The organism is Sphaerisporangium cinnabarinum (assembly GCF_055567015.1).
Genome location: NZ_JBVHRG010000001.1, coordinates 90,786 through 110,288, shown reverse-complemented (window position 1 = coordinate 110,288; position 19,503 = coordinate 90,786). Strand labels below are relative to the sequence as shown.

The following is a 19,503-nucleotide window of genomic DNA, read 5'->3' as shown; positions in this document are numbered from 1 at the left end:
AACGGCGCGGGCTCGCGGGCCGGGGAGCGCTCAGGCGTTCTCGTCGAAGGCCGCGCGGAGCTTGGCCTCCTCGTCGGCGGAGAGGTTCGTCTGGACGAGCTCGCCGTGGATCCCCTCGGCCTGCAGCGCCTCGTGCACGCGGTCGACGACAGCGCCCGACGTGAGGACGAACAGCGCGGACGTGCCCGGGGTGACCTTGCTGCGCACGGAGTCGATGAAGTCGTCGTCGATGCCGACGTCCGTCAGCGCGCCGGCGATGGCTCCGGACGCCGCGCCGATCGCCGCGCCGAGGAGCGGGACGAAGAACAGGAGCCCGAACAGCAGACCCCAGAACGTGCCGCCGAGCGCCCCGACGGCGGTCGTGTTGTTCCCCTGGCGGGTCTTCGGCTTCTTCTTGCCCTCCTCCCAGGACACGGTGGCCGCGTCCTGCACCTGGATGAGCTCCTGCTTCTGGAGGGCGAGGAGCGCGTCCTCGGCGCGCTGGGCGCCCTCGGGGGTGTCGAACTTCCACACGGTGAGCGTTGCCACGTCAGACCTCGATCCGGATCGTTCGTTCGGCGGGGGCGCGCCGTCGCGCCCCGTGACGCGTCGAACGTATCCCCGCCTCCCGGGTCGCGCGCGGCGAGCGCGAGGACCCCACGGGGGGACGGGGCGCGGCGCCGCGGCTCCGGATGCGGTGCGGTCGGGTGCGTGGTTCTCTTCCCGTGTGTCCGACGCGCCGGCAGCCGCCACGACGTCGGGTCGCCTCCTGCGGTCCGTGGTGCCGGCCCTCGTCGTCGGGGTCGTCAGCGCCCTGACGCTGCTCGCGCTCTCCGAGCTCGCGACGTGGATCCAGCACCTCGTGTGGGACCGGCTGCCGGAGGCGTGGGGGGTCGCGAGCACGCGCACGTGGTGGACCGTCCTCGTGCTCACCGTCACCGGGCTGCTCGTGGGCGCCACCGTCCGGTGGGCCCCGGGGCACGCCGGCATCGACCCGGCGACGACGGAGCTCGTCTCCGAGCCGCTCCCCCTGCGCGCCCTGCCCGGTCTCGCGCTCGCCCTCGTCCTCGGCCTCGCCGGCGGGGTGAGCCTCGGGCCCGAGAACCCGATCATCGCCCTCAACGTCGCGCTCGCCGCGTGGTTCCTCTGCCGCCCGCGGTTCGGCGTGCCCGTCGCGGGTGCCGTCGGTCTGGCGCTGGCCGGAACCATCGGCGCGATGTTCGCCACCCCCGTCGCCGCCGCGCTCGTCCTCACGGAGAGCTTCGCGGAGCGCGGCGGGCAGAGCGGTCCCCTCTTCGACCGGCTGTTCGCGCCGCTGGCCGCGGCCGGGGCAGGCGCCGTCACCATGACGGCGGTCGGGGCCCCGACGTTCTCCGTCGACCTGCCCGACTACCCCGGTCCGGCCCTCGGCGACGTCGCGAGCAGCGTCCTGATCGGCGCCGCCGCCGCCCTCGTGACGGCGCTCGCGGTGGTCGCCCTCCCGGTCGTGCACGCGCTGTTCCACCGCCTGCGCAGCCCCGTGCTGGCGCTCGGCGCCGGCGGGCTCGCCCTCGGGCTCCTCGGGGTCCTCGGCGGGCCGCTCACGCTGTTCAAGGGCCTCGACGAGATGAAGGAGCTCGCGCAGCAGGCCGACACGTTCGCCTGGTCCACGATCCTGCTCATGGCCGTCGTCAAGGTCGCGGCCCTCGTCGTCGCGGCGGCCGCCGGGTTCCGCGGCGGCCGCATCTTCCCGGCGGTGTTCATCGGCGTCGCGCTGGGCCTCTCGGCGTCGTCCCTCGTGCCCGCCGTCCCGCCCGCGATCGCCGTCTCCGCCGGCGTGCTGGGCGCCGTCCTCGTCGTGGCGCGCGACGGCTGGCTCGCGCTCTTCATGGCGGCCGTGACGGTCGGCGACGTCCACCTGCTCCCGGTGCTCTGCGTGGCCGTCCTGCCGCTGTGGCTCGTCGCCCGCTCGATGCGGCCCCTGCGTGTGGAGGTCCCCCCGGGCACCCCCGAGTTCCCCGCGCTCGCCCCGGCGGCCGACCCGACGACGACCGGGGACGGCGACCGCAGGGCGCGGTGACCGCTGCCGGCGTCGTCAGCCGCGGGTCGTCGCCTCGCGGATCCGCTTGTCCTCCTGGCGGCGGTCCCACCACCGGGTGAGGACGAGCCACCCGAGGAGCCAGCCGCCGAGCGCGCTGATCAGCCAGACGACGACCGTCACCCCGATCCACGTGGAGGCCCCGGAGATCTCCAGGCCGTCGCCCACGAGCGTCGCGATCCACAGCGCGAGGAACGTCGACACGAGACCGATGCCGCCGAGCACCGCCGACGCGTACTTGCGCGCGACGTTGAACACGAAGGGGGCGAGCACCCCCTGGGCCACGGCGAACACCAGGACGGCGATCGTGAACCCGGAGGCGTGCACCGTGACGCCGTCGAAGACGTTCGCGGCGACGAGGAGGCCCACGGCGGCGAGGACCACGTTGATCGCGAAGCTCAGCAGAAACCGGATCATGCCGCAACCGTCCCGCCGTGCGAGAGGTTCCGCAACCGCTGGTGCGGCGCGGGAGCCCCGCCCCGTGCGACCTGCCCGGGAGGTCGGGACACCTGCCCCTGGGGCCCGGGACGCCGCCCGGCCGACGCTGCGGGAGCCGTCGCACCGCGCGACGGACCCCGGCCGCGGGACGCGGCCCCGAACGGAAGGTCGTCCCATGCAGGACAGCTCGCTCACCACGCCGTCGGCGGTCGCCGACGGCACGCCCCGCCGCACCCGCGGCACGACGCCCCGCGCGTGGGCCTGGACCGGGGTCGTCGCCGGCGTCCTCGGCCTCGTCTCGATCCAGTCCTCGATGGCGCTCGGCGTCAGCTGGGAGGAGACCGCCGGCGACGCGGAGGCGATCGTCGCCGACCTCTCCGGCCGCACGGGCACGCAGATCGTGTTCCACACCGCGACGATCGCGTGCGCGCTGCTCGTGCTCGTCTTCGCCGCCGGGCTCAAGCGCCGGCTCGACGGGCAGGCCCCGGCCGGGTCGATCCTCCCGACGGTCGCGGGCTGGGGGCTCGTGCTCGTCTCCGTCGCCGGGCTGCTCGGCTCGGGCCTCGACACGCAGTTCCTGTTCGGCCTCGGCGACACGGCGCTCGTCGTCCCCGAGTCGGGCGCGTTCTACAGCGACTGGGTCGCGACGATCCCGTGGCTGTGGGTCGGGGCGGGCGTCGCGGGGGTCGCGCTCGGCGTCGCGGCGCTGCGGCACGCGGCCGCGCCGCGCTGGCTCGGCGTCGTCGGGTTCGTGCTCGGCGGGCTCGCGCTCCTCACGGGCGTGTCGCCGCTGCAGTACATGGCGGGCTTCGTCGGCCCGATCTGGCTCCTCGTCACCGCGCTCGGCTTCGCCCTCGGGGATCGGCGCTGAGCGCGACGCGCGAGATCGGCGGCGCGCGACGAGATCGGCGGGGCCGGTCGGGATCCGCAGTCTGGACCGCCGATCCGGCACGGGACCGCCGATCTCGCCGTCGCCCGCGGCCGGGTGATCTCCCGCCCGGGCCCTTCTCGCCGCGCGTGCCGCGGCCCTACCGTGGGCCCGTGGCCGAGCCCGGGCCCGGCCGCGCCGGGATGCCCCGCACGGGCTGGACGATCGGCGTCCTCGCCTGGGTGCTCGGCGTGTCCGCGCTCGCCCTCCAGCTCACGTCCGGCGTCCCGCTGCTGCTGGGCGACCTCCTGTTCGTCGTCGTCGACGCGACGGTCGCGCTCGTCTACGGCACGGTGGCTGCGGTGGTCCTCGTGCGGCGGCCGCACGTCGTCGGGTGGCTCGTGGCGCTCGCCGCGATCGGCGGCGGGGTCGCGGCCCTGGGCGGCGGGTGGCGCAGCTACGCGTCGACCCACCCCGGCCTGCCCCCGCTCGCACCGCTCGCGGACGCCTACGGGTGGGCGTGGGTGCCGGGGACGGTCGGGCTCTTCGTCCTCGTGCCGTGGTTCGTGCGCGGCGGGCGGCTCGGCGCGGGCGCGTGGTGCGGGGTCGCGGGCGGCGTCGCGTCCATCGCGTTCTTCCTCCTCGCTCCGTCCGACGACCCGCGCCCCGCGATCGGCGGCGTCGTCGTCATGGGGCTCGTCACCGCGGGCGCGACGGCGTGGCGCCGGCTCCAGGGGCCGGTCGAGGAGCGCCGCGGGCTGGGCCTCCTCGCGCTCGGGACGGCGCTCATGGCGCTGTCGTTCCTCCCGCTCCTCGGCACCTGGGCCAGCTCCGACGTGCTCCTCGCGCTCCCCCTCACGCACCTCGCGTGCCAGGCGCTGTTCCCCGCCGCGATCCTCGTGTGCGTGCTGCGCAACCGGCTGTGGGGCATCGACCTCGTGCTGTCGCGCGCGACCGTCGCCGCGATGCTCGCCGTCGGCCTCGCCGCCGTCTACGCGGTGGTGGTCGTGCTCGCGACGACCGTCGTCGACGGCCCCGCCGCGCAGGTCGTCGCGGCGGTCGGGGTCGCGCTCGCGGTGCAGCCCCTGCACACGTGGCTGCGGCACCGCGTGCGCACGCTCGTCTACGGGGAGGGGAACGACCCGGGCCGGGCGGCGCTGAGCGTCGGCCGCCACCTGTCGTCCGCGTCGACGGCCGACGACCTCGTCGTGAGCCTCGCCGTCGGCGTGCGCGAGGCGCTGCGCCTGGAGAGCGTGACGATCGAGCGGTCCGCACCCGGCCCGACGGCGTCCGGCAGCCCCGCGGGCCCGGCGCCCTGGGCAGGCCCCGCCGGCCACCCGTCCGGGGACGCCGTCACGCTCCCCGTGGAGCACGGCGGCCGGGTGCTCGGCCGCGTCCACGTCGTCGCGCGCGCCGGTGAGCGGCTCGACGCCCGGACGCGGGACGCGCTCGTGCAGCTCCTGCCCGTGCTCGGCGCCGGTCTCGCGCTCGCCCGGGGCGCCCACGAGCTCGAGGAGGCGCGCGACGCCACGACCCGCGCGCGCCTCGCCGAGCGGCGCGTGATCCGCCGGGAGCTGCACGACGGCGTCGGGCCGTGGCTCGTGGGCCTGCGCCTCGGGCTCCAGGGCGCGCGGAACACGCTGCGGACCGACCCCGAGGCCGCGGCCGCGGTGCTGGACGCCCTGGGGGTCGAGGTCGCGCAGCGCGTCGACGACGTGCGCGCGCTGTCGCGCAGCCTCCTGCCGCCGTCGCTCGACGAGCACGGTCTGGAGGTCGCGCTCGGCGAGCTCGCGGGGCGGCAGGCCCTCGGCGGGTTCGTCGTGGACGTGCGCTGCGACCCGTGCGTCGGCCTCGACCCGCGCGTCGCCGCGGCCGCGTACGCCATCGCGAGCGAGAGCGTCGTCAACGCCGCCCGCCACTCCGGGGCGCAGGAGTGCCGCCTGACGGTCCGGCTCGGGGACGGCGTGCTGGTCGTCACGTGCGAGGACGACGGGCGGGGCGTCGCGCCGGACGCGGTCGCCGGCGTCGGCTCCCGGTCGCTGCGGGAGCGGGCCGACGAGCTCGGCGGGCGGCTCGACGTCGCCGCGCTGCGGGCCGACGGCGAGCGCCCGGGCACGCGGGTCCGCGCCACCCTCCCGCTGGTCCCGGTCGGGGCGCTCGCGCGCGGGGCGGCGTCGTGATCCGGGTCGCGGTCGTCGACGACCACCCCGTGTTCCGGCTCGGCATGGCCGCGCTGCTCGACTCGTTCGACGGCGTGCGCGTCGTGGGGAGCGCGGCGTCGGCGGCCGAGGCGCGGTCGCTGCTCGGTCTGGGCGCCGGTGGCACCGAGGGCGCCGGGGCGCGGGCCGACGTCGTGCTCCTGGACCTCGACCTCGGCGACGGGTCGGGCGTGGACGTGACCCGCGACCTCGTGCGCGCGGACCCGGCCGCGCGCGTGCTGGTCGTGACGATGCACGAGGACGCGGACGCCGTCGTCGCGGCCGTGCGCGCCGGGGCGCGCGGGTTCCTCGTGAAGTCCGCGAGCCCGGCGGAGGTCGAGCGCGCCGTCCGTGCGGTGGCCGACGGCGCGATGATCCTCTCCCCCTCCGTCGCGGACCGGGCGATGGCGTACGTCGTGGGCGGGCGCTCGGCCGTGCGCGCGCCGTTCCCGCAGCTCACCGACCGCGAGCGCGAGGTGCTCGACCTCGTCGCCGCCGGGCTCGACAACGCGTCGATCTCCCGGCGGCTCGTGCTCAGCCCCAAGACCGTGCGCAACCACGTCGCGAACGTCCTCGCCAAGCTCGCCGTCCGGGACCGCGCCGCCGCGATCGTGCGGGCACGCGAGGAGGGGCTGGGCGGCGGCTGACGCTGAGGTCAGGCCTCGTCGTCCTCGATGACCGACAGCACGTTGCCCGCCGGGTCGGTGAACCACGCGATGAGCGGGCCGCCGCCGCGGAAGACGAAGTCGTCGTCCGTCTCGACGGGCGTGCCCGCGTAGCGCTCGAACGGCACGCCGCGCTCGCGGAGCGCGGCGACCGTGCCCGGCACGTCGGCGACCGGGAAGTTCAGCACCGTGAACGACGCCGGGGTGTGGGCGTCGCCCTTCGGGTAGACGAGCACGCGCGCACCGCCGCCGATCTCGAGCCAGAGCATGTCGTCCCCGCTGACGGTGAGGCCGAGGTCGTCGGCGTAGAACCGCCGCGCCGCGTCGACGTCGTCGACCGAGAACCCGCTGAACGCCGTGTCGAGCATGTCTCCTCCTGGGGTCGCGCGGGCCGGTGCCCGCTCTCCCCAGGGTCGACCGCCCGCGGCCCGCGGGCTCATCGGTCGCGTGACGGCGTCAGGCCTCGCGACGCAGGTGCAGCAGCGGGAACGGGCGCCCCTGGTCGTCCGTCTCGGACCTCCCGGTGACCTCGAACCCGAGCGCCCGGTAGAAGGCCAGCGCGCCCGGGTTCTGCTCGTTGACGTCGAGCTCGACGACCGGGAGGCCGCGCCCGACCGCGTCGAGCAGCGCGCGGCCGGTCCCTCGCCCGTGCAGCGCGGGGTCCACGAACAGCATCTCGACCCGGTGCCCGACGGTCCCGACGAACCCGACCACCCGGCCGTCGACCTCCGCGACCGTCAGGTCGACGGCGCCCAGGTACTCGTCCCGCACCGCGGTCTCGAGCTCGCGCACGTCGTCGGGTCCGAGGAAGTCGTGGGTCGCCTCGACGGCGCGCCGCCAGACGCCGACCAGCGCGTCCGTGTCGTCGGGGCGGGCGGGGCGGAGGACGTGGTCGGTCACGGCACGAGCATGCCAGTGCCACGGCGCAGGGTGCTCCGAGAGCTGAGCGAGCCGCTCCTGCGCAGGAGGGACGCTTGGCACCTGCATCGAGACCTGTCAATATAGAAGCATGTCGATGCAACCACGGTGCCTCCGGATCGCTGCCCCCGACGGTCCGGCACTCCCGTGAGCACCCCCGGCACGGCACCGCGGGCGCGGCTGTCGGCGCTCGACCGGTGGCTGCCGCTGTGGATCGGGCTGGCGATGCTCGTCGGCCTGGCCCTCGGCAGGTTCGTCCCCGCCGTGTCCGACGCGCTCGCCGCGCTGGAGGTCGGCGGGATCTCCCTCCCGATCGCCGTCGGCCTGCTGGTGATGATGTACCCGGTGCTGGCCAAGGTCCGCTACGAGCGGGTGGGTGCGGTCACCGGCGACAAGCGGCTCCTGGCGTCCTCGCTGGTCCTGAACTGGCTGGTCGGGCCGGCGCTGATGTTCGCCCTGGCGTGGGCCTTCCTGCCGGACCTGCCCGAGTACCGCACCGGGCTGATCGTCGTCGGCCTGGCCCGGTGCATCGCCATGGTCGTGATCTGGAACGACCTGGCGTGCGGGGACCGGGAGGCGGCGGCGGTGCTCGTCGCCATCAACTCCGTGTTCCAGGTCGTCGCCTTCTCGTTGCTCGGCTACTTCTACCTCACGGTGCTGCCCGCGTGGCTGGGCCTGGACACCCAGGGCCTGGACGTGTCGGTGGGGCAGATCGCGCTCAACGTGCTCGTGTTCCTCGGCGTCCCGCTGGCCGCCGGGTTCGCCTCGCGCCTGGTCGGGGAGCGCGCCCAGGGCCGCGCCTGGTACGAGGACCGGTTCCTCCCGGTGATCGGACCCTGGGCGTTGTACGGGCTGCTGTTCACGATCGTGCTGCTGTTCGCCCTGCAGGGCGAGGCCGTCACCTCCCACCCGCTCGACGTCGCCCGCATCGCGCTGCCGCTCCTGGTGTACTTCGCCGTCATGTGGGGCATCGGGGTCGTGACCGGCAAGGCCCTGGGCCTGGGGTACGCGCGCACCACGACGCTGGCGTTCACCGCGGCGGGCAACAACTTCGAGCTCGCGATCGCCGTCGCGATCGGCACCTTCGGCGCCACCTCGGGACAGGCCCTGGCGGGCGTCGTCGGCCCGCTCATCGAGGTCCCCGTCCTGGTCGGTCTCGTCTACGTCTCGCTGTGGGTCGCGCGCCGCTGGTTCGCCGTCGACCCCTCCGCCGCGGCGGATCGGGCACCCGAGCCGGAAGAGGTGCGGTCGTGACCGCTCGCAGCCTGCCCTTGACCGTCCGTGACCCCGACTGCACGCCGCAGGTCGACGCGCACGCGATCGGGGCCGAGGTCGCGGGCGCGGTCGCGGTCGCGCTCAAGGCCCTCGCCGAGCCGCTGCGGCTGCGGATGCTGTCGTTCGTGGCGACCTCGCCGACCGGGGAGGCGTGCGTGTGCGACCTCGCCGCCCTGACGGACGTGTCCCAGCCGACCGTGTCGCACCACCTGAAGGTGCTGCGCGACGTCGGCGTGCTGGCCTCGGAGCGGCGCGGCACCTGGGTCTGGTACCGCATCACGCCCGGGTACAAGGCCGCGGTGTCCACCCTGCTGGAGTCGTTCGCCCCGGCCGCGCTCGAGGCGCTCGTCGCCCCGCACGAGCTCACGGGCCTGCAGGACGTCGATGCCGCCCTCGACCACCTCGCGACCGACCTCACCGCCCGCCACCCCGACCTCGCGGCGGGCGTGGTGCTGGCCACCGTGCGCGAGTCCTACACGGCGCTGGCCCGCTCGGCCACGGTGTCCGCGCACCTGCTCACCCTGACCGACCGGTTCGCCCGCCAGCGCCTGGCCGACCTCACCCGCGAGGCCGGCGCACGCCCGCAGGTGCTGTTCGTCTGCGTCGCCAACGCCGGACGCTCCCAGCTCGCCGCCGCCCTGGTCCGCCGCTACGCCGGCGACCGGGTCGTCGTGCGCTCGGCCGGCTCGGCGCCGGCATCGGACGTGCACCCCGCCGTGCGACCCGAGCTCGCCGCGCTCGGCACCACCGAGGGCGAGGCCTACCCCAAGCCGTTGACCGACGACGCGGTCCGCGCAGCCGACGTCGTGATCACGATGGGCTGCGGCGACGTGTGCCCGGTCCTGCCCAACACCCGGTACGAGGACTGGCTCGTGGGCGACCCGGCCCTGGCCTCCCCGGCCGGGGTCACCGCGATCCGCGACGAGCTCGACACCCGCGTGCGCGCACTGCTCGCCGAGCTCCTGCCCGACCTCGACCTGCCCGCACCCTGAGCCACCGGAGACCACCATGACCGACACCGCTTCGAAGCCGTCCGCCCTGTTCGTCTGCGTCCACAACGCCGGCCGCTCCCAGATGGCCGCCGGGTACCTGCGCGCCCTGTCCGGCGGCGCCGTGGAGGTCCGCTCTGCCGGGTCCGCCCCGGCCGACCAGGTCAACCCCGTCGCCGTCGAGGCCATGCTCGAGGAGGGCATCGACCTCCGCGCCGAGCAGCCCAAGGTCCTCACGACGGACGCGGTCCAGGCGTCCGACGTCGTGATCACCATGGGCTGCGGCGACGCGTGCCCGATCTTCCCCGGCAAGCGCTACGAGGACTGGGCCCTGGCCGACCCCGCCGGGCAGAACATCGAGTCCGTGCGCCCGATCCGCGACGAGATCCGCAGGCGCGTGCTGACCCTGCTCGACGAGCTCGGTGTCGCCCCGGTCCGCCTCTCGCAGAGCTGAGGGGTCGGCCGAGCGCCGGTCCCGCACAGGAGCGACGCGAGGCCTGTCGCTCACGGGTGGTCTGCGTCGCCCGAGCGGCCGTGCACGACGCCGGTCGCGGACCCGACCCCGGCCGGTGCCCCGACCCCGAGGACGACCGGCTGCGGCGCCGCCGGCGCGGTGCCGCAGCACGACCCGCTCGTGCCCGCGCCGTCCGCCTCCAGGGCGAGGTCGGTCGAGCAGACCCCGGTCGCAGGGAGGTCCAGCTCGACCGCGTCGGCCGCAGCCCGGTCCCCTGCCAGCGCCGCCGCGATCGAGCGCACCTGCTCGTAGCCGGTGGCGAGCAGGAACGTCGGAGCGCGTCCGTAGGACTTCATGCCCGCGAGGTAGAACCCGTCGTCCGGGTGGGACAGCACCTGCTCGCCGTGCGGCGGCACGGTGCCGCAGGAGTGCTGGTTCGGGTCGACGAGCGGAGCGAGCGCCGCAGGTGCCTCCACGACCGGGTCCAGATCGAGGCGCACCTCGCGCAGCATGTCCAGGTCCGGCCGGAAGCCGGTCGCGTCGACGATCTGGTGCACCTCGAGGCTCAGCGCCCCGTCGCGCGCTGTCCCCAGCACCTGGACGGTTCCGGCACCGGGGACGAGCCGTTCGATCGAGACGCGCGTGAGCAGCGTCAGGCGCCCAGCCTCCACGGCGGCCCGCAGGCGCGTGCCGAGCAGGCCTCGCGCGGGAAGCTCGTCGTCGGCGCCACCACCGAACAGGCGCCGCGCGGACCCGCCGCGGATCGCCCACGTGATCGTGGTGCCCGGCTCGGACTCGGAGAGCTCGACGAGGTTCAGGAGCGTGTTCGCCGCGGAGTGGCCCATCCCGACGACGAGGGTGTCCCGGCCTGCGAACCGGTCGCGCCGGGCGCCGAGCACGTCCGGGAGAGGTCCGGTGACGAACGCAGCCGACTCCTCCTCGCCCACGGCCGGAAGACCCGAGACCCCCAGCGGGTTCGACCTCGAGAACGTCCCCGACGCGTCGATCACCGCGCGGGCCAGCACGTCGGTCAACGTGCCGCCACCGTCCACCGTCCGCACCCGGTACCCGCGCCGCTCCCGCCCGAGGGAGCGCGTCTTGTCCGCACCGTCGCGGGCGACCGACACCGCTCGCGTGCCGGTACGCAGGCGCGGCGCGATCTGCGGCGTCGCGGCCAGCGGAACCAGGTAGCGCCCCACGAGCTCCCCGCCGGTGGGGAGCGCGTCCGGATCCGGCTCCGCCCACCCCGTCGCCTCCAGCAGGCGCCGTGCGGCGGCGTCGACGTCGTAGCGCCACGGCGAGAACAACCGCACGTGGCCCCACGACGCCACGGCCGCACCCGGCCCGTCGCCCGCCTCGAGCACGACCGTCTCCAGCCCGCGCTCCAGCAGGTGGGCCGCCGCGGCCAGACCCACCGGACCCGCACCGATCACCACGACCGGGAGCTCGTCCCGCACCACCTCGACCATGACCACCCCTCGCATTGATGATTATCGATGCGAGCATCGTGGACCACCCATCGATGGGTGTCAATGTGTGGCAGGATGGGCACATGACGACGGCCACGCTGCCCCCGGCGCTCCCGCGCGGCGCACCGGACTGCTGCGGGCCGTCCGTCACCCGGGCGGCAGACCCCGACGCCGCGCGCGAGCTCGCGCGCACCTTCAAGGCCCTGGCGGACGCGACGCGAGTCCAGCTCCTCGCGATCGTCGCCGCCCAGGAGGGCCACGAGGCATGCGTGTGCGACCTCACCGAGCCGGTCGGCCTCTCCCAGCCGACCGTCAGCCACCACCTCAAGATCCTGGTCGACGCCGGTCTGCTGACCCGCGAGCAGCGCGGCCGCTGGGCGTACTACTCGCTCGTCCCGGGCGCCCTCGCCCGCGTCGCACGGTCGCTCACGGAGACCGCGGGGAGCTGAGCGCCGCTCTCGCCGCGCACTCCCGTCGTCCTGCGGACCGGGCGCTGGCGGCGTGAGGACGTCGGCCCGCAGCCGGTCGAGGGCTGACCGCCACCCGTCAGGACCGTCGCCCGCGCAGCGCGACGACGGGCCCCGAGAAGAGCGCGATGCCCAGGACGAACCCGACGTCGTACCAGTTCCCGTTGTTGTCGACCTCGTAGATGCTCACCGTGTCCGTGAAGAGGGACACGATGAACGTGACCGGCAGGATCGTCCCCTGCCACAGACCCCACCAGAAGCCGTAGCCGCCGGGGTTCGCCTCCAGGTTCGGCCCGGCCGCGCAGGCTCCCAGGAGCAGGAGCACCCCGAGAGCCAGGACCGCACCGGCACCCCGTCGTGTCGTCGTGGACATGACGCTCACCTCCGGCACCAGTGAACCGCGCGCGGGGAGGGACGGCGACAGCAGGGTCGGCGATGTGCTGCGCCGCGCCCACGGGCGGCGCGTCGGTGGGGTGCGGCAGGATGAGGCCATGAGCCCGAGCACGGACGACGACGCCCCCTCGACCAGCACCGCGCCGGGCGGGGAGCTCCTGCTCCTCGACACCGCGAGCCTGTACTTCCGGGCGTTCTTCGGGGTGCCGGACTCGGTCAAGGCGCCGGACGGCACGCCCGTCAACGCGGTGCGCGGCCTTCTCGACATGATCGCGACGCTCGTCACCGACCGTCGTCCGACGCGCCTCGTCGCGTGCTGGGACGAGGACTGGCGGCCGGCCTTCCGGGTCGAGGCCATCCCGTCCTACAAGGCGCACCGTGTCGCGGAGCTCGTCCCGGGCACGACGGGCGTGGAGGAGGTCCCCGAGAAGCTCGTCGCCCAGGTGCCGGTGATCGTCGACGTGCTCGCGGCGCTGGGGATCGCGCGCGTCGGGGCGGCGGGCTACGAGGCGGACGACGTCATCGGCACGCTCACCGCGCGCGAGGTCGCACGCCGAGCAGCGGCGGGCGCCGCGCCGGACCCGTCGGGGCGGGCGGCGGTCGAGGTCGTCACGGGCGACCGCGACCTGTTCCAGCTCGTGGACGACGCCGCGGGCGTGCGCGTGCTCTACCCGACGAAGGGCGTGAAGAACCTCGACGTCGTCGACCAGGCGCGCCTTCGCGAGCGGTACGGCGTCGCGACGGGTGCGGCCTACGCGGACATGGCGGTGCTGCGCGGCGACCCGAGCGACGGCCTGCCGGGCGTCCCCGGCATCGGCGAGAAGACGGCGGTCGCCCTCCTCGAGAAGTACGGCGACCTCGCGGGCGTGCTCGCCGCGCGCGAGGCCGGCGACCCCGGGCTGACCGCGACCCAGCGCCGTCGGCTCGAGGAGGCGGCGTCCTACCTGAGGGTGGCCCCGCTCGTCGTGCGCGTCGCCCCCGACGCTCCGGTGGGCGAGATCAGCGATGCCCTGCCCCGCACCCCCGCGGACCCCGACGCGCTCGCCGAGCTCACCGAGCGGTGGGGACTCGGGACGTCCGTCCGGCGGCTCGTGGACGCCCTGGGCGGCTGACGCCCGACGGCTGCTGACGCCTGACGACGCCGCGCCGGGACGCAACGGACGAGGGCGCCACGACCGGGGCGGCAGACTGGGTGCGCCGCGGCACCGCGGCGCACCCGACCCCGCCTGGAGGCGACCCGTGGCTCTCGTCCGTTGCAGCTTCTACTCCGACGTGCTCGAGGTGAGCACGTCGATGACCGTCGTGCTCCCCCAGGCCACGTCGACCCAGATCGGCATGGCCGGGTCGGCGAGCGCCCGCGCCGAGGGCGCCCCGGTGCTCTACCTGCTGCACGGCATGAGCGATGACGAGACCATCTGGACGCGCCGGACGTCGATCGAGCGGTACGTCGCCGACCGCGGGCTGGCCGTCGTGATGCCGCGCGTGGAGCGCAGCTTCTACGCCGACGAGGTCCACGGGCACCGGTACTGGACGTTCCTGTCCGAGGAGCTGCCGAGCCTCGTCGACCAGTTCTTCCGCGTGTCGACGCGCCGCGAGGACACGTTCGTCGCGGGGCTGTCGATGGGCGGGTACGGCGCGTTCCGCTGGGCGCTGCGGCACCCCGAGCGGTTCGCGGCGGCTGCGAGCCTGTCGGGGGTGCTCGACCTCGCCGACGAGTCGTACCGCGAGCGGCGGCTGCCGGACATCGAGCGCGTGTTCGGCGACCGCGAGATCGCGGGGTCGGACGACGACCTGCTCGCCCTGCTGCGCCGCGCGGCGGCCGAGGGGCGCACGGCCGACCTCCCCGACCTGTTCCTCGCGTGCGGGACGGAGGACTTCCTCGTCGACGGCAACCGGGCGTTCGAGCGGGTGGCCGATGAGTCCGGCGTTCCGCTGCGGTCGGAGTTCTCGCCCGGGACGCACGAGTGGGGCTTCTGGGACCGCACGATCCAGGACGTCCTCGACTGGCTGCCGCTGGCCGGGACGCCACGAACCTGACGCGGCGCCCTCCCTACCGCTCGGGCATGTCACAGACCGTGCCCGCGCGTCGTCGTCCAGGTGACCTGACCGCACCTCCGGCCGTGCAGCGCGCACACCGCGACGAAGGGGACCAGCACCATGACCGCATCCACCACGTTCTCGCCCACCGACGTCGCCGCGCTGCGGGACCGCGTCACGGGACGCGTCCTCGCGCGCGGCGACCTGCCCGACGGCGGCCCGACCGCCGCGGAGGCCGTCGCCGCGCACAGCACGCTCGTCGCGCACGACCCCGACGTCGCCGTGCTCGCGGAGACGGAGGCCGACGTCGTCGAGGCCGTGCGGTTCGCGGCCCACCACGGGTTGCCCGTGCGGTCGCACGCGACGGGCCACGGCGAGTCGTCTCCGATCACGGACGGCCTCGTGCTCGGGACGAGCGACCTCGCAGGCGTCGAGGTCGACCCGGCGACGCGGATCGCGCGCATCGGTGCCGGGACGCGCTGGAGCGCGGTCGTCGACGCGGCGGCGGAGCACGGGCTCGCGCCCGTCACGGGGTCGTCGACCTCCGTCGGGGTCGTCGGGTACACGCTCGGCGGCGGGTACGGGCCCCTGACGCGCAGCCACGGCCTCACCTCGGACCGAGTGCGCGGCTTCCGGGTCGTGCTCGCCGACGGGTCCGTCGTCGAGGCGGGTCCGGACACCGAGCCGGACCTCTTCTGGGCGCTGCGCGGCGGGAAGGGCGGGCTCGGCGTCGTGACGCGGCTCGACCTCGAGCTCGTGCCGCTGCGCACGCTGTACGCGGGGTCGCTCACGTTCGACGCCCCGCACGTCGAGGAGGTCCTGCGCGGCTGGGCGGCATGGACCGCGACCGCGCCCGACGACGTCACCACCTCGGTCGCTCTGCTCGCCCTCCCGGACCTCCCGTTCGTCCCGGAGCACCTGCGCGGCCGCACGGTGCTCGCCCTGCGCTTCGCCTACCCGGGCGACGCCGCGGAGGGCGAGCGCCTCGCCGCGCCGCTGCGGGCCCTCGCGCCGGCCCTCGCCGACACGGTCGGCGAGCTGCCCGTGACGGCCGTCGCGACGATCCACGCGGACCCGGAGGACGCCGGGCCATCGTGGGTCTACGGCGCGGGCCTGCGCGAGGTCGACGGCGAGTTCCTCGACCGGTTCCTCGCCGAGCTCGGGCCAGGCAGCGGGTCGCCGTTCGTCGCGGCCGAGCTGCGGCACGTCGGCGGCGCCGGGGCGCGCGACGTCGAGGGCGGGTCCGCCGCGGGCGGCCGCACCGCCGGGTTCCTGCTGAGCCTCGTGGGCGTCAACCCGCCGCGGCTGCCCGACATGGCCGCCGCCGCGGCCTCGTTCGCGCAGTGGTCGCAGCCGTGGGCCGCGACGGAGACGAACATCAACTTCCTGCCCGGGCCCTGGACGTACGAGACGCTCGCCCGCGCGTGGTCGCCCGAGACCGCGGGGCGCCTCGCGTCGGTCCGCTCGGCGTACGACCCGACCGGCCTGTTCGCCTGGCGCGTGTGACGCGGTCCGCTCCCGGCCCCCCGGGGGCGGACCCTCCCGTCACACGGCGAACAGGGCGGTGAGCCGCGGGAGGCGGCGCGCGTTCTCCTCGTCGTCGTCGAAGTCCCACTGCTCGCCGACGGGTTCGGCGAGGGCGCGGCCCGACGACGTCCGCTCCCGAGCCGTGTAGTACGCCTCGTCGTCCTCGCCGGTCGCGCGGGACCACGCGTCCCCCACGAGCGAGTCCAGCGACTCGAACCCGAACCAGGGCGACCCGGCGTCGGCCATCGCGGCGACGACGGGGTGGTCGGCGAGCGTGTCCGGGTCGGCCAGGGTGCGCTCGAACGTCGCGCGCCCCGCGAGGACGAGCCCGTCGCGGAAGTCCATGAAGGCGTCGTCGCTGCACCCGCCCTCGACGAGGTAGGCCGCGCCCCAGACCGGCCACGCGTAGGCGTCGCGCGCCACGGCCCCCGCGACGTCGGCGAACGCCAGGATCTCGTCGGCGGTGAGCCGCTCGACGAGGAGGTCGGTGAGGGCGCCGGGCAGCGGGTCGTCCTCCGCACCGCGGTCGTCGGCACCCGCGCCCGCCCGCTCGCGCGCCGTCTCGACGACGCTCCAGAAGGTCTCTCGGTCCATGGCGCGGACGGTACGGCGCGGCACCCACAGGCCCATCGCGGCCGATCCCCTAACCTCAGCCCATGACGACGCACAGCTCCGGGTCCGGCCGGGGCTCCGACCTGCCCCTTCCGTTCGCCGCGACCTCGACCGAGGGCATGGCCGCACGGTGGGTTCGGTGGGTCGCGGCGGCCGGGCCCTGGCGCACCCCCCTTGCCGATCCGACCGGCGAGGACGCCGCGAGGAACCAACCGCGCGACGTCTGGTTCCTCGCAGGCACGACCGGCGGCGTCGAACGCCGGCACATCACCGTGCCCGCACAGACGCCCCTCTTCGGGCCGGCGTTCTGCATGTGGTCGAGCGACGTGCTGGGCCGTGACGACCTGCCGGACGCCTACGGCTCCGTGACCGTGGACGGTGAGCCCCGTCCCACGACGCCCACCGGGACGCCGTCGCCCTTCGACGTCCGGGGCGTCTGGCTGAACCCGGTCACCCGGACGCGACGAACCGTCCCCCTGTCCGTGTGGGGCGTGTGGGCGGAGATCCCGCCGCTGGCGCCCGGGCGGCACGAGATCGTCCTCGACGGCGGCGACGGTCACGGGTTCACGGTCGGCGTGCACTTCACCGTCGACGTGACGCGCGACTGACCCCGTCCGGCTCACCTCCCGGTGTGCCGCGCGAGGATCGCGTGCGCGTCGGTGCCGCGGGGCAGGACGCCGTAGCCGTGGCCGCGGTCCTCGCCGAGCCGCGCGGCGACGAACGCGTCGGCCGTGCCCGACGGCGCGTGCCGCACCACGAGCGACGCCTGGAGCGCGAGGGCGAGCGACTCCACGACGCGACGGGCCTGCGCCTGCTGCGCGCCGGCGTCGGCCCCCGCGACCTCCGCGAGCAGCCGGCGCGTGCTCGCGACGTACGCGTCGAGGACGGGGTGCGCGCCCGCCGTCGTGGCGAGCTCCGCCTCGAACGCCGCGACGGACGCGGGCTCGCGGCCCATGGCGCGGAGCACGTCGAGCGCGATGACGTTGCCCGACCCCTCCCAGATCGCCATGACCGGCTGCTCGCGGTAGCGGCGCGCGAGCGGGAACGCCTCGGTGTACCCGTTGCCGCCGAGGCACTCCATCGCCTCGTACGCGTGGTGCGGCCCGCGCTTGCACACCCAGTACTTGCTCACGGCCGTCGCGAGGCGGCGGAACGCGCGGTCGTGCTCGGACTCGCCGTCGTGCGCGGCGGCGAGGCGCACCGACGTGAGCGTCGCGGCCTCGGACTCGAGCGCGAGGTCCGCGAGCACCGCGGTCATCGCGGGCTGGTCCACGAGCGCCGCACCGAACGCGCTCCGGTGCCGCGCGTGCCACAGGGCCTCGGTGACCGCCTGGCGCATGCCCGCGGCCGAGCCGTGCACGCAGTCCAGCCGCGTGCGCGACACCATCTCGATGATCGTCCGCACACCCCGGCCCGGCTCCCCGACGAGGAACCCGACGGTGCCGTCGAGCTCGATCTCCGACGACGCGTTCGACCGGTTGCCCAGCTTCTCCTTGAGGCGCTGGATGCGGAACACGTTGCGCGTGCCGTCCTCCAGCACGCGCGGCACGAGGAAGCACGACGGCGCCCCCTCACCCGGTGCGCCCGGCACCTGCGCGAGCACGAGGAACGCGTCGGACATCGGCGCCGAGCAGAACCACTTGTGCCCGGTCAGCAGGTAGGCGCCGTCCGCCCCGGCGGGCACGGCCGTCGTCGCGTTCGCGCGCACGTCCGAGCCGCCCTGCTTCTCCGTCATCGCCATGCCGACGAGCACGCCGGGCTTGCTCCCCGGGGCCGCGAGGCCGCCGTCGTACCCGCGGGAGAGCAGGCGCGGCTCCCAGACCGCGGCGAGCGACGGCGCGTGCCGCAGCGAGGGCACCGCCGCGTGCGTCATGGAGACCGGGCACGCGTGGCCCGGCTCGACCTGCGCGAACAGCGAGAACACCGCACCCCGCACGACGTTCGCCCCCGGCCCGGGCTCCGCCCACGCGCTCGTGTGCGCGCCGTGCGCGACAGCCGCCCCGATCACCTCGTGGTACGCGGGGTGGTACTCGACCTCGTCGATGCGGTGGCCCCGGCGGTCGTGCGTGCGCAGCACGGGCTCGTGGACGTTCGCGAGCTCGGCCGCGCGCTGGAGGTCGCCCGTCCCGACGAGCGCGCCGACCTCGACGAGCCGGTCCTCGCCCCACGCGCCGCCGTACGCGTGCACCGCCTCGCGCAGCACGGGGTGTTCGAGGTACTCGTTGACCCCCTCGCGCTCGGGCGGCTGGTTGGTCACGCGGTGGGTCGTGCGGGGTGCCGGGCGCGAGACGGCGCCGGCGGCGGTCCCTGCGGCCCGGCTGGGGGCGTCGCTGCGGGTGTCGGTCGGGGTCACGGTGTCCTCCTGCGGCTCTGCGGGTGGCTCGGTCGGTGCGGCGGTGCTCGGGGTGCTCTCGGACGGGCGGGCGGGCGGGGCGGGTCAGGCGGGAGCGGGCGCCACCGCCCGCGCGCCCACGGCCCCCAGGCAGAAGCGCTGGATCGTGGCCACGACGGCGTCCCGCTCGCCCGAGGTCGGAGCGGGGCCCGCGGTCCGAACGTCGCGGGCCGCGGCGAGCGGGGACAGCGGGCCGGTGAGCGACTCGCCGATCGCGCCGACGAGCGCGGTCGCGACGACGTCGACGTCCTGGTCGGGGATCTCGCCCGCCGCGACGCCGTCGCGCACGACGTCCGCGAACGTCGTCGCGTAGGCGCGGCGGTACTCGAGGCGCGCGGCGTCCACGGCCGGGTCGACGGGCTCGAGCAGGAGCGCCCACGCGAGCGTCGGGCCGCGCAGCGCGCGCCGCGCGAACGTGTCGACGGCGCGGCCGAGGCGCGCCGCGGTGCCGCCGCCCGGCGGGTCGTCGGGGCGCGCGGCGGCGGCCGCGCGCACCGCGTCGAGCTCGACGTCGGCCGCCTGGCGGAACACCGCGACGAGCAGGTCGGCCTTCGTCGGGAAGTACGAGTAGACGCCGCCGGTGCTCACCCCGGCGCGCGCCGCGAGCGCCTGCACGCTCGCGCCGGCGAACCCGTGCGCGGCGACGATCGTCCGCGCCGCGTCCAGCAGGGCGTCACGCTTGCGCTCGCGCGCGGCGCGCGTCGCCGGGGTCTCGCGGTAGGCCACGGGCCCTCCCTCGCCGTCG

General features: G+C 75.8%; 21 protein-coding genes. 12 read left to right on the top strand and 9 right to left on the bottom strand.

Annotation, left to right across the window (positions count from 1 at the left end):
• Window positions 1–30: 30 nt before the first annotated feature.
• The gene (locus ACZ4MO_RS00515) at window positions 31–528 is read right to left on the bottom strand and encodes a DUF1269 domain-containing protein (protein WP_043656289.1); all 498 of its coding nucleotides are present in this window, start codon (window positions 526–528) and stop codon (window positions 31–33) included.
• 178 nt (window positions 529–706) lie between these two features.
• Between ACZ4MO_RS00515 and ACZ4MO_RS00510 the strand changes: the two genes are divergently transcribed.
• Window positions 707–2,038, top strand: coding sequence for an ion channel protein (locus tag ACZ4MO_RS00510; RefSeq protein ID WP_222592384.1), 1,332 nt, complete (start codon window positions 707–709; stop codon window positions 2,036–2,038).
• Between the two features lie 15 nt (window positions 2,039–2,053).
• Here ACZ4MO_RS00510 and ACZ4MO_RS00505 read toward each other — a convergent pair whose 3' ends face one another.
• Window positions 2,054–2,473 (bottom strand): phage holin family protein, encoded by a 420-nt coding sequence (locus ACZ4MO_RS00505; RefSeq protein WP_114553030.1) that lies wholly within the window; start codon window positions 2,471–2,473, stop codon window positions 2,054–2,056.
• Between the two features lie 196 nt (window positions 2,474–2,669).
• Here ACZ4MO_RS00505 and ACZ4MO_RS00500 point away from each other — a divergent pair, with 196 nt between their 5' ends.
• From ACZ4MO_RS00500 to ACZ4MO_RS00490, 3 genes are all read left to right on the top strand, one after another.
• Window positions 2,670–3,365 carry a hypothetical protein gene (locus ACZ4MO_RS00500; protein WP_175008836.1) on the top strand — a complete coding sequence of 232 codons (696 nt, stop codon included), beginning with the start codon at window positions 2,670–2,672 and terminating at the stop codon, window positions 3,363–3,365.
• A gap of 170 nt (window positions 3,366–3,535) precedes the next feature.
• Window positions 3,536–5,542 carry a histidine kinase gene (locus ACZ4MO_RS00495; RefSeq protein ID WP_175008837.1) on the top strand — a complete coding sequence of 669 codons (2,007 nt, stop codon included), beginning with the start codon at window positions 3,536–3,538 and terminating at the stop codon, window positions 5,540–5,542.
• A complete protein-coding gene (locus ACZ4MO_RS00490; RefSeq protein WP_175008838.1) occupies window positions 5,539–6,207 on the top strand; it encodes a response regulator in 669 nt (222 codons plus the stop codon). Before ACZ4MO_RS00495 ends, ACZ4MO_RS00490 begins: the two co-directional genes overlap by 4 nt.
• Window positions 6,208–6,215: 8 nt before the next feature.
• On the opposite strand, the gene ACZ4MO_RS00485 is transcribed toward ACZ4MO_RS00490, so the two are convergent.
• Both ACZ4MO_RS00485 and ACZ4MO_RS00480 read right to left on the bottom strand, forming a co-directional pair.
• On the bottom strand, window positions 6,216–6,593 hold the full coding sequence (locus tag ACZ4MO_RS00485) for a VOC family protein (protein ID WP_175008839.1): 378 nt from the start codon (window positions 6,591–6,593) through the stop codon (window positions 6,216–6,218).
• A gap of 88 nt (window positions 6,594–6,681) precedes the next feature.
• Complete coding sequence (locus ACZ4MO_RS00480) at window positions 6,682–7,125, bottom strand: acetyltransferase (protein ID WP_232322651.1); 444 nt, start codon at window positions 7,123–7,125, stop codon at window positions 6,682–6,684.
• 165 nt (window positions 7,126–7,290) lie between these two features.
• On the opposite strand from ACZ4MO_RS00480, the gene arsB reads away from it, so the two are divergent.
• Genes arsB through ACZ4MO_RS00465 form a run of 3 tightly spaced genes read left to right on the top strand, consistent with a single transcriptional unit; the run spans window position 7,291 to window position 9,861 of the window.
• On the top strand, window positions 7,291–8,397 hold the full coding sequence (arsB, locus tag ACZ4MO_RS00475; RefSeq protein WP_175008840.1) for an ACR3 family arsenite efflux transporter: 1,107 nt from the start codon (window positions 7,291–7,293) through the stop codon (window positions 8,395–8,397).
• Complete coding sequence (locus ACZ4MO_RS00470) at window positions 8,394–9,410, top strand: metalloregulator ArsR/SmtB family transcription factor (RefSeq protein ID WP_175008841.1); 1,017 nt, start codon at window positions 8,394–8,396, stop codon at window positions 9,408–9,410. Before arsB ends, ACZ4MO_RS00470 begins: the two co-directional genes overlap by 4 nt.
• 16 nt (window positions 9,411–9,426) lie before the next feature.
• Window positions 9,427–9,861, top strand: a complete 435-nt coding sequence (locus ACZ4MO_RS00465; protein WP_043656420.1) for an arsenate reductase ArsC — start codon at window positions 9,427–9,429, stop codon at window positions 9,859–9,861.
• A gap of 50 nt (window positions 9,862–9,911) precedes the next feature.
• On the opposite strand, the gene ACZ4MO_RS00460 is transcribed toward ACZ4MO_RS00465, so the two are convergent.
• The gene (locus ACZ4MO_RS00460; protein ID WP_175008894.1) at window positions 9,912–11,330 is read right to left on the bottom strand and encodes an FAD-dependent oxidoreductase; all 1,419 of its coding nucleotides are present in this window, start codon (window positions 11,328–11,330) and stop codon (window positions 9,912–9,914) included.
• An 83-nt stretch (window positions 11,331–11,413) separates the two neighbouring features.
• On the opposite strand from ACZ4MO_RS00460, the gene ACZ4MO_RS00455 reads away from it, so the two are divergent.
• Window positions 11,414–11,779 (top strand): ArsR/SmtB family transcription factor, encoded by a 366-nt coding sequence (locus ACZ4MO_RS00455; protein WP_499278572.1) that lies wholly within the window; start codon window positions 11,414–11,416, stop codon window positions 11,777–11,779.
• Window positions 11,780–11,876: 97 nt separating this feature from the next.
• Here the strand turns inward: ACZ4MO_RS00455 and ACZ4MO_RS00450 are convergent, their stop codons facing one another.
• Window positions 11,877–12,170, bottom strand: a complete 294-nt coding sequence (locus tag ACZ4MO_RS00450) for a hypothetical protein (RefSeq protein ID WP_175008842.1) — start codon at window positions 12,168–12,170, stop codon at window positions 11,877–11,879.
• Window positions 12,171–12,288: 118 nt separating this feature from the next.
• On the opposite strand from ACZ4MO_RS00450, the gene ACZ4MO_RS00445 reads away from it, so the two are divergent.
• From ACZ4MO_RS00445 to ACZ4MO_RS00435, 3 genes are all read left to right on the top strand, one after another.
• Window positions 12,289–13,302 (top strand): 5'-3' exonuclease H3TH domain-containing protein, encoded by a 1,014-nt coding sequence (locus ACZ4MO_RS00445; protein WP_175008843.1) that lies wholly within the window; start codon window positions 12,289–12,291, stop codon window positions 13,300–13,302.
• Between the two features lie 127 nt (window positions 13,303–13,429).
• On the top strand, window positions 13,430–14,227 hold the full coding sequence (locus ACZ4MO_RS00440) for an alpha/beta hydrolase (RefSeq protein WP_209827887.1): 798 nt from the start codon (window positions 13,430–13,432) through the stop codon (window positions 14,225–14,227).
• A 120-nt stretch (window positions 14,228–14,347) separates the two neighbouring features.
• Window positions 14,348–15,733 carry an FAD-binding protein gene (locus ACZ4MO_RS00435; protein WP_175008844.1) on the top strand — a complete coding sequence of 462 codons (1,386 nt, stop codon included), beginning with the start codon at window positions 14,348–14,350 and terminating at the stop codon, window positions 15,731–15,733.
• A gap of 39 nt (window positions 15,734–15,772) precedes the next feature.
• Here the strand turns inward: ACZ4MO_RS00435 and ACZ4MO_RS00430 are convergent, their stop codons facing one another.
• Window positions 15,773–16,348, bottom strand: a complete 576-nt coding sequence (locus ACZ4MO_RS00430) for a DUF4240 domain-containing protein (protein WP_175008845.1) — start codon at window positions 16,346–16,348, stop codon at window positions 15,773–15,775.
• Window positions 16,349–16,410: 62 nt separating this feature from the next.
• Between ACZ4MO_RS00430 and ACZ4MO_RS00425 the strand changes: the two genes are divergently transcribed.
• On the top strand, window positions 16,411–16,974 hold the full coding sequence (locus ACZ4MO_RS00425) for a hypothetical protein (RefSeq protein WP_175008846.1): 564 nt from the start codon (window positions 16,411–16,413) through the stop codon (window positions 16,972–16,974).
• A gap of 11 nt (window positions 16,975–16,985) precedes the next feature.
• Here the strand turns inward: ACZ4MO_RS00425 and ACZ4MO_RS00420 are convergent, their stop codons facing one another.
• Together ACZ4MO_RS00420 and ACZ4MO_RS00415 are read right to left on the bottom strand one after the other, a co-directional pair.
• Complete coding sequence (locus ACZ4MO_RS00420; RefSeq protein WP_175008896.1) at window positions 16,986–18,623, bottom strand: acyl-CoA dehydrogenase family protein; 1,638 nt, start codon at window positions 18,621–18,623, stop codon at window positions 16,986–16,988.
• Between the two features lie 180 nt (window positions 18,624–18,803).
• A complete protein-coding gene (locus ACZ4MO_RS00415) occupies window positions 18,804–19,484 on the bottom strand; it encodes a TetR family transcriptional regulator (protein ID WP_175008847.1) in 681 nt (226 codons plus the stop codon).
• Between the last annotated feature and the right edge of the window lie 19 nt (window positions 19,485–19,503).

What these genes read in the sequence shown, in the direction of transcription:
- ACZ4MO_RS00465 (WP_043656420.1), top strand. Translation starts at nt 9,427, where the DNA reads ATGACCGACACCGCTTCGAAGCCGTCCGCCCTGTTCGTCTGCGTCCAC.
- ACZ4MO_RS00500 (WP_175008836.1), top strand. Translation starts at nt 2,670, where the DNA reads ATGCAGGACAGCTCGCTCACCACGCCGTCGGCGGTCGCCGACGGCACG.
- ACZ4MO_RS00450 (WP_175008842.1), bottom strand. Translation starts at nt 12,170, where the DNA reads ATGTCCACGACGACACGACGGGGTGCCGGTGCGGTCCTGGCTCTCGGG.
- ACZ4MO_RS00430 (WP_175008845.1), bottom strand. Translation starts at nt 16,348, where the DNA reads ATGGACCGAGAGACCTTCTGGAGCGTCGTCGAGACGGCGCGCGAGCGG.
- ACZ4MO_RS00435 (WP_175008844.1), top strand. Translation starts at nt 14,348, where the DNA reads ATGACCGCATCCACCACGTTCTCGCCCACCGACGTCGCCGCGCTGCGG.
- ACZ4MO_RS00425 (WP_175008846.1), top strand. Translation starts at nt 16,411, where the DNA reads ATGACGACGCACAGCTCCGGGTCCGGCCGGGGCTCCGACCTGCCCCTT.
- ACZ4MO_RS00505 (WP_114553030.1), bottom strand. Translation starts at nt 2,473, where the DNA reads ATGATCCGGTTTCTGCTGAGCTTCGCGATCAACGTGGTCCTCGCCGCC.
- ACZ4MO_RS00455 (WP_499278572.1), top strand. Translation starts at nt 11,414, where the DNA reads ATGACGACGGCCACGCTGCCCCCGGCGCTCCCGCGCGGCGCACCGGAC.
- ACZ4MO_RS00460 (WP_175008894.1), bottom strand. Translation starts at nt 11,330, where the DNA reads ATGGTCGAGGTGGTGCGGGACGAGCTCCCGGTCGTGGTGATCGGTGCG.
- ACZ4MO_RS00445 (WP_175008843.1), top strand. Translation starts at nt 12,289, where the DNA reads ATGAGCCCGAGCACGGACGACGACGCCCCCTCGACCAGCACCGCGCCG.
- ACZ4MO_RS00485 (WP_175008839.1), bottom strand. Translation starts at nt 6,593, where the DNA reads ATGCTCGACACGGCGTTCAGCGGGTTCTCGGTCGACGACGTCGACGCG.